Origin of the sequence: Abyssibacter sp., from assembly GCF_964229365.1 — a bacterium.
GTDB lineage: Bacteria > Pseudomonadota > Gammaproteobacteria > Nevskiales > OUC007 > Abyssibacter.
Window position 1 is genome coordinate 26409 of the sequence record NZ_CAXRDQ010000003.1, and the last position, 7382, is coordinate 33790.

Below are 7382 nucleotides of genomic sequence, written 5' to 3' on the forward strand. Positions count from 1 at the left end.
GGACCGCTATGGGGTTCAGCCCGGCGGCTGGAGCAGCCGCTGGAGGTCGCCATTGGCGTCCATCGCATGCAACTCGTCGCAACCGCCGATGTGTGTCTCGCCAATGAAGATCTGCGGAACGGTCCGACGGCCCGCCCGCTGGGCCATGGCCTGTCGGGTGGCCGGATCTTCGTCCACCGCGATCTCGTCAAACGCCAGACCCCGCACCTGCAGCAGCCGCTTGGCCATGATGCAGTAGGGGCAGTAGCGCGTTGTGTAGATTTCGATATGGGGCATGGAAAAACCTAACGCATTTGTTCCACCGGATGGGTTACCGCGCCTTGGAAACGGGCAGTCCGGCTCCCTGCCACGCATTCAGACCACCGCGCAGCGGGAAGACTTCCTCCCAGCCCTGCTTCATCAGTTTTTCTCGCGCCGAGCCGGCGGCCGTGCCGATGGCGCAGTAAAGCAGCATCGGCTTGGCCTTGTGCTTGGCGAGTTCCTTGTCTGCTTCGGCAATCCGCGCCATCGGCAAGTTGATGGCACCAATAATGTGCCCCTTGCGATAGTCCGACTGCGACCGGACATCGACAATCACCGGCTCGCGGTCATTAATGAGACGCACGGCATCCGCCGGCGATAGCTTGTGCCCGGAGCGCAAGGAAATTGCGATCTCGTTGCCGATCACCGCCACGAGCACGACAATGAACGCCGTGGTCAGGATGGGATGCCGGGCCAGAAAGTCGAGTATCAGGTCCATACGTTCAGGGATTGGAAGCCGCGTTCGTGCAAAGCACAGGATTATCGCATTGGGGGGCAGCCGGTAGAAGGCCGGCGTTGATCGCGCGAGCACTGTGCCTCGCTGCGCTGGTCGCCGCCGTGGTGCCGCAGACGCCCGCCATTGCTCAGGGCGATGGCGAGCGCATGGAACAAACCACGGTCGAACTCGAACGTGTACGCGCACGGTTGCAGGCCCTGAAAAAGGACGTGGACCGCGACCGATCGCGCCGCGGGAAGCTGTTCCGCGAGTTGGAAGCCACGGAAACCAAGGTCAGCGAACTGAGCCAAACGCTGGCGGGCCTGCAGTCCGACATCGATGCGACGCAATCACGCATGGGTCGAACCCGCCGTTCACGCGACCAGGCGCTAACCGATGTCGAGCGCGAGCGCGACACGCTCAAGCAGCAGATTCGCGCCGCCTACCAGATCGGCCGCCAGGGCCGGGCCAAGCTGCTACTCAACCAGGAAGACCCGGCTGCGATCGGCCGCGTACTGACCTACTACGACTACCTGGCCAGAGCACGCAGCGACCGGATTCAGGCCTTTACCCGTTCGGCGCTGGCCCTGCGCACGCTCGAAGAACAACTGGCCGGTGAAATTCGTTCGCTGGAAGCCCTGTTCGCCAAGCGCAAGCGGTCACTGGATGCGCTGGAGGCCACACGCGATGAGCGCGAACAGGCCGTCGCCAGCCTGGAGGCCAAGATTCGCGACTCCGTTCTCGAGGTTGAGCAGCTCAAGGCCGACGAGGCGCAGCTCACTGAATTACTGGCAAGCCTGGAAGACGTGCTGGCGGATATTCCGCTGGTCCTGGACGACGACGAGCCCATCACCCGCCGCAAGGGATCCGTCGCCTGGCCGGTGCGGGGGCGGCTGATCGCGGCCTTCGGCCAGCCGAAGGCCGGCAATATCCGCTGGAAGGGCCTCTGGATCGCCGCGGACGAAGGCAAGCCGGTACAGGCCGTCGCCAGCGGTCGTGTCGCCTATGTGGGCTGGATGCATCGCTACGGGGTGCTAGTCGTGCTGGAACACGATGACGGCTGGTATTCGCTCTACGGACACAATCAGACCGCCTTGGTGCAGGTCGGTGAATGGGTTCGGATGGGCGAAGCCGTGAGTGCGGCCGGCAATAGCGGTGGCCACCGAGAAACCGGCGTCTACTTCGAGCTGCGCAAGGGCCAACGTGCGGTCGATCCGATCACCTGGCTGGCCGCGCGTTGAACAAGCAGCCGATTCGGGCGGTCAGACCGCTAGACCCGTCGCCGATCGGCCGACCCGGACCTTTAAGCGGCGCGCAACAACAGGCACAGGCCTTGCCTGATCAAAGTGGCATCCCTGCGGCTGGTTGAAGCCGGCCTGTACTATGATGCGGACTCGGCTGGGTCGCATAACCACGACCACCCCGGCCCACGGAGAAATCAGAAGCATGAACAACACCGTCAAGACCGTATTGCTGCTCTGCACAGGCGCGGTGGTCGGCATCTCTCTTACCCTGACTCAGGGCGTCTCAGCCGGCCGGGAACCCACATCCGAGCTGCCACTGTCCGAGTTGCAGACCTTCGTCGAGATTCTGAACCGGGTCCAGCAGGACTACGTTGAGCAGATCGATGACGACGCGCTGCTCGAGTCTGCGATCCGCGGCATGCTGTCCGGCCTGGACCCGCATTCGGCTTATCTGGATGCGCAGGAGTTCAAGGACATCACGGTTTCCACCTCCGGCAAGTTCGGCGGGCTGGGCATCGAGGTTCAAGGGCAGAACGGCTTCGTTCGCGTTATTGCGCCCATCGACGACACGCCGGCCCAACGTGCTGGGGTCGAGGCGGGCGACCTGATCATCAAGGTCAACGACAAGGCCGTGAAGGGCCTGACGCTCACCGAATCGGTCCGACTCATGCGCGGTGAGCCCGGCACCAAGGTGACGCTGGATGTCGTACGCGAAGGCGAGGCCCAGCCGCTGCAAATCGACATCGTCCGCGACATCATCGAGGTGCGCAGCGTGCGCTCGCGCATGCTGGAACCGAACTACGGTTATCTACGGATTTCCACCTTCACCGGCGGCACCGGACGCCTGCTGGAAGAAGAACTGCAAAAGCTGCGCGCACGCAATGATGGCGCGCTGCGCGGACTCGTGCTCGATCTGCGCACCAACCCCGGTGGGGTGCTCAATGCGGCGGTGGACGTGTCCGACGCGTTCCTGAACCGTGGCGAGATCGTGTCGATCAAGGGGCGTAGCAATCAGGCCAATCGCACGTTCAATGCGACACCGGGCGATCTGCTCGACGGCGTACCGCTGGTGGTGCTGATCAACGAGGCCTCCGCATCGGCCTCCGAAATCGTCGCCGGCGCATTGCAAGATCACAGCCGCGCCGTACTGGTCGGCGCCAAAACCTTCGGCAAGGGCTCGGTGCAGACCATCGTGCCGCTGAAGAACGATGCCGCCATCAAGCTCACAACCGCGCGCTATTACACGCCGTCCGGTCGCTCCATCCAGGCCGAAGGCATCGACCCGGATATCGCCATCGAGCGCGTCAAGGTCGAGAAACGTGATGGCCCCAAAGCGATCACCGAAGCTGATCTCGCCGGCCGTCTGGACAATGATCAGCTGGATGACCTCCTCGAAGCCGAGGACGACGCCGAACTCAAGAGCGACCCCAATCTGGCCGAGAACGACTTCGGCCTGTTCGAGGCGCTGAATATCCTCAAGGGCCTGTCGATTCTAGAGCAGGCCAGGCGCTAAACTGCCCGACCAGACGCCTCGCCGCCGCCCCGCGGCGGGGTGTGTTTTCGTGATGCCGGGGCCAGGGATGGACAGCACATACACGGTCATGGACGCCGACTGATGTCACCACGGGGAGTTCGGGGACTCTGGCTCACGCTGCTGCTATTGGCCCCGGCCATGCTGCAGGCGCAGCCACGAATCGCCATCATCATCGACGACCTGGGTTACAGCCGTGACGCCGGCGTGCGTGTGCTGCAACTGCCCGGCCCCGTCGCCTGCGCATTCATTCCCGATGCGCCGTATTCGGTCGAGCAGGCCGAGGTGGCACATGAGTTGAGCAAGGAGGTGATGCTGCACCTGCCCATGCAACCGCATGCAGGCGCCCGCGCGCATCCCCATACGCTCACGGTGAACAGCACATCGGACGACGTGCGCAGCGTGCTCAACGGGGCGATGCTGCATATTCCCCACGTTGTCGGCCTGAACAACCATCAGGGCAGCCTGCTCACCGAGCGCAGCAGCCACATGCGCTGGCTGATGGACGCGATGGACGCGTATCCGCATCTCTATTTTGTCGACAGCATGACGACACCACGCAGCGTTGCACTGCACTCCGCGCGTGCCGCTCACATTCCCAGCGCGCGGCGGAATGTTTTTCTCGATCACGAACGCGATACGGCGGCGATCCACGCTGAGTTCGATCGCCTGGTGCGCTACGCCAAGCGGCACGGCACCGCATTGGCCATCGGCCACCCTTACGAGGAAACGCTCGCCGTGCTGGAGCGCAGACTGCCATCGCTCAAGCGCGAAGGCATTGTCTTGGTGGCGGTGAGCGACCTGATCCATACGCGCACGGCCCAGCGCGGCGATCAGGACTGGCGGATCAGCCTCCGCCTGGGCGACGCGCCGACAGCCATAACACCAGACCGGATGCTCCAAGCAGCCAACTGATCACAGGCATGCCGTTCCAGATCGCCGGACGGTAGCCATCCAGGCCGAAGATCACCAAGGCGGACAGCATGAGCGTCGCTCCGATCATCGTGCGCCGGTTGCTCCGCTGCTCCGAACGAAAGGCGTCCAGCATGCGATCCAGATCGGCCTGCCCCACGCCGCCGCTGTGCCCGTTTCCCAACCTCGACAATGCCCGAGGCAGGGCTTCCAGCAACTGCGGACCTTGCCGGCGAAGCTGCGCGACCACCCGTTTCGGGCTCATGCGCTCCTGCATCCACTCGGTCATCAGCGGCTTGGCGGTCTTCCACAAATCCAGATCCGGATACAACTGCCGGCCCAGGCCTTCGACCTGCAGAATCGTCTTTTGCAGTAACACCAGTTGCGGCTGCACGGTCATGTCGAAACGACGCGCGACCTCGAACAGCCGAAGCAGGAACATCCCGAAGGACAATTCGCTCAGCGGACGGTTAAAGATCGGCTCGCAAACCGAGCGAATCGCGCCTTCGAATTCGTCGACGCGCGTCGTCGCCGGCACCCAGCCCGATTCCACGTGCAGCTCGGCAACGCGGCGGTAGTCCTGATCGAAAAAGGCGACGAAGTTTTCCGCCAGATACCGTTGGTCATCCGGTGTCAGCGAACCGACAATCCCAAAATCCAGCGCCAGCCAGCGCGGATTGGCGGGATCACTGGTATCCACGAAGACATTGCCGGGATGCATGTCGGCATGAAAGAAGTTGAAGAAGAACACCTCGCGGAAAAAGATTTCCACGCCGCGCTCCGCCAGCAACTGGATGTCCACATCGCGCTGGCGCAGCGTGGCGATCTCGTCGACGGGCACGCCGTGCAGGCGCTCCATCACCATCACGTTCGGGCGGCAAAGCTCCCAGACGACCAGTGGGTGGTAGATCATCTCGCTGCCCAGCCAGTTGCGTCGCAGCTGACTGGCGTTGGCGGCCTCGCGCAGCAGATCGAGCTCGTCGAAGATCACCTTTTCGTACTCGGCGACGACTTCCTTGGGCCGCAGCCGTGGAGCCAGCGGCGAAAACCATTCGGCCAGCTGCGCCAACGCGTGCAGCAGATCGACATCGCGCCGAATCTGCGCGTGAATGCCGGGACGCACCACCTTGACGACCACATCGAAACCGGCAGCGCCGTTCTCGCCCTTGAGCCTCGCCGCGTGGACCTGCGCGATGGAGGCCGATGCCAGCGGCTTGTCATCGAAGATGGCGAAGACCTGCCCGACGGACTTGCCAAGGGCCTGCTCGACCAGCGCGCGCGCCTCGGCACCGGGAAACGACGGAACCTGGTCCTGCAGCTTGGACAGTTCACCCGCGAGTTCGGGCGGGAGAATGTCCGGGCGTGTCGACAAGGCCTGCCCGAACTTCACGAACACCGGCCCAAGTTCTTCCAGCGCCTTGCGCAATCGCACGCCAATGGGCTCGGCGAAGGATCGCTTGACGGGTTTGCCGAGGGCTTCCGCCAGTCCATACCGGCGATAGACACGCCGAATCTGCCAGAAACGGCGCAACTGTAGAGGTGAGAGCATGTGCGCATTCTCGCTGCGCCGCGCTTGGTCGGCAAACTTTGCCTGCCGCAGCGATGACGCGAACGTTGACCCGTCGTGGTCATGTCGTACCATGCGGGCGCAACGGGGAGACACAAATGAAAACAATTACGCTGCTGTCGTGCCTGCTGGCCGCGGTACTCGTTCCGGCTTATGCAGCCCAAGAGACCTATCCCGTCAAGGACGACGCCTTCACGCGCACGCTGCGCAGTCCAACGCCGGAACAGCTGGAATCCAAGGGGTTTCCGATGGGCGTTTACCGTGGCTCGCCCAAGGTTCAGGCCGAGGCCGACTGGTACGCCGACAACTTCTACAACACGCTGGCCGCCAAGAAGATCTGGCACGAGGGCAGCAGCCCGGCCACGCATGAGCGCAATGGCCCCATCACCTGGGACATCGCGCCGATCCCGCAGGCGCCACCCCCCTCTTGCGATCAACCGCAGCTCACAAAGTACGACGCCGAGGGCTGCCGCATCGCCGGCGCGCTGTTCACGGACGTGGAAGCCACCGATCCGGTCAAAGCCCAGCGCCTCCGCGAGGCCGTGCGCCGCGGCCGCGACGTTTGGTTCAAGGGCACCTTCGGCAACCAAGATCTGAACGACATCCACCTGGCGCGCACGATCGGCGATGCCAACATGCATTACGGCGAATGGATGCACACCAAGCATCGGCCGTACCGCTACACCCAATGGGGTCTGATCAACGACCCGGACTGCGAACAGGGCGACGAGTCCACCTACTGGCTTGATCGCTGCGCCGACCCCAAATCTTCCGGCGTGATCGGCTACCGCAAGTATTTTCGCGATCCGACCCGGGATGAGCAGGGCGAGGTCGTCTACGACCCGCGCACGGCACCATTCGAGGCCGGCGAGATCGAGTCGCAGAAGCGCTTCATGATCGGCCAGCCCTGCGTGCAGTGCCATGCCGCGTTCGACCCCACCAACCCGCCGGCTGACCCGAACGAGCCGGAATGGGAAAACATCATGGGGCTGATCGGCAACCAGTACGTCAACCAGCCTTTGGCCGCGTTCCTATCCGCCGTCCCCCGCGACCATTTCGCGGTGCAGGCCGTGGGCTCCGCGCGGCCCGGCACGGTCGACACCTCGCTGAATCCCAACGATTTCCAGCACAACCCCGGCACCCAGAACAACATCACGGACTTCATCAACAAGCGCGTGTTCCAGCACGAGATGAGGCATCCGTTCACGGGGAAAACCAGCACCGCGCCGACCCAGCACGTGTTGAAAGGCGCCGAGGATACCGTGGGCGACCGCCTGGCCTTGCTGCGCGTGTACATCAATATCGGCATGTGCACCGAGGAATGCTGGGTGCCGAATTTTCCGGTACCGGGTGACTTTTTCGGCGACGGCTCCACGCAAAAGCCGATGTCCA

The 7382-nt window shown here is 63.5% G+C and carries 6 protein-coding genes and 1 pseudogene; 4 read left to right on the forward strand and 3 right to left on the reverse strand.

The window, feature by feature from the left end:
• Nucleotides 1-15 precede the first annotated feature (15 nt).
• Complete coding sequence (grxC, locus tag ACE1EY_RS00440) at nt 16-276, reverse strand: glutaredoxin 3 (protein ID WP_370299182.1); 261 nt, start codon at nt 274-276, stop codon at nt 16-18.
• A 34-nt stretch (nt 277-310) separates the two neighbouring features.
• The gene (locus ACE1EY_RS00445) at nt 311-739 is read right to left on the reverse strand and encodes a rhodanese-like domain-containing protein (RefSeq protein WP_370299183.1); all 429 of its coding nucleotides are present in this window, start codon (nt 737-739) and stop codon (nt 311-313) included.
• A 77-nt stretch (nt 740-816) separates the two neighbouring features.
• On the opposite strand from ACE1EY_RS00445, the gene ACE1EY_RS00450 reads away from it, so the two are divergent.
• The 3 genes from ACE1EY_RS00450 to ACE1EY_RS00460 all read left to right on the forward strand — a co-directional run bounded on the left by ACE1EY_RS00450 (nt 817) and on the right by ACE1EY_RS00460 (nt 4426).
• Complete coding sequence (locus tag ACE1EY_RS00450) at nt 817-1977, forward strand: murein hydrolase activator EnvC (protein WP_370299184.1); 1161 nt, start codon at nt 817-819, stop codon at nt 1975-1977.
• A 205-nt stretch (nt 1978-2182) separates the two neighbouring features.
• Complete coding sequence (locus ACE1EY_RS00455) at nt 2183-3493, forward strand: S41 family peptidase (RefSeq protein WP_291512958.1); 1311 nt, start codon at nt 2183-2185, stop codon at nt 3491-3493.
• A gap of 102 nt (nt 3494-3595) precedes the next feature.
• Nucleotides 3596-4426, forward strand: a complete 831-nt coding sequence (locus ACE1EY_RS00460; protein WP_370299185.1) for a divergent polysaccharide deacetylase family protein — start codon at nt 3596-3598, stop codon at nt 4424-4426.
• On the opposite strand, the gene ubiB is transcribed toward ACE1EY_RS00460, so the two are convergent.
• Nucleotides 4359-5972, reverse strand: coding sequence for a ubiquinone biosynthesis regulatory protein kinase UbiB (ubiB, locus tag ACE1EY_RS00465; RefSeq protein WP_370299186.1), 1614 nt, complete (start codon nt 5970-5972; stop codon nt 4359-4361). The genes ACE1EY_RS00460 and ubiB overlap by 68 nt on opposite strands.
• 116 nt (nt 5973-6088) lie before the next feature.
• Here ubiB and ACE1EY_RS00470 point away from each other — a divergent pair.
• Nucleotides 6089-7382 (forward strand): annotated as a pseudogene (locus ACE1EY_RS00470) (hypothetical protein); the annotation flags it as partial.

Bases quoted from the DNA above. Each gene is read 5' to 3' on its own strand.
- ACE1EY_RS00445 (WP_370299183.1), bottom strand. From the start codon at position 739: ATGGACCTGATACTCGACTTTCTGGCCCGGCATCCCATCCTGACCACG.
- grxC (WP_370299182.1), bottom strand. From the start codon at position 276: ATGCCCCATATCGAAATCTACACAACGCGCTACTGCCCCTACTGCATC.
- ubiB (WP_370299186.1), bottom strand. From the start codon at position 5,972: ATGCTCTCACCTCTACAGTTGCGCCGTTTCTGGCAGATTCGGCGTGTC.
- ACE1EY_RS00455 (WP_291512958.1), top strand. From the start codon at position 2,183: ATGAACAACACCGTCAAGACCGTATTGCTGCTCTGCACAGGCGCGGTG.
- ACE1EY_RS00460 (WP_370299185.1), top strand. From the start codon at position 3,596: ATGTCACCACGGGGAGTTCGGGGACTCTGGCTCACGCTGCTGCTATTG.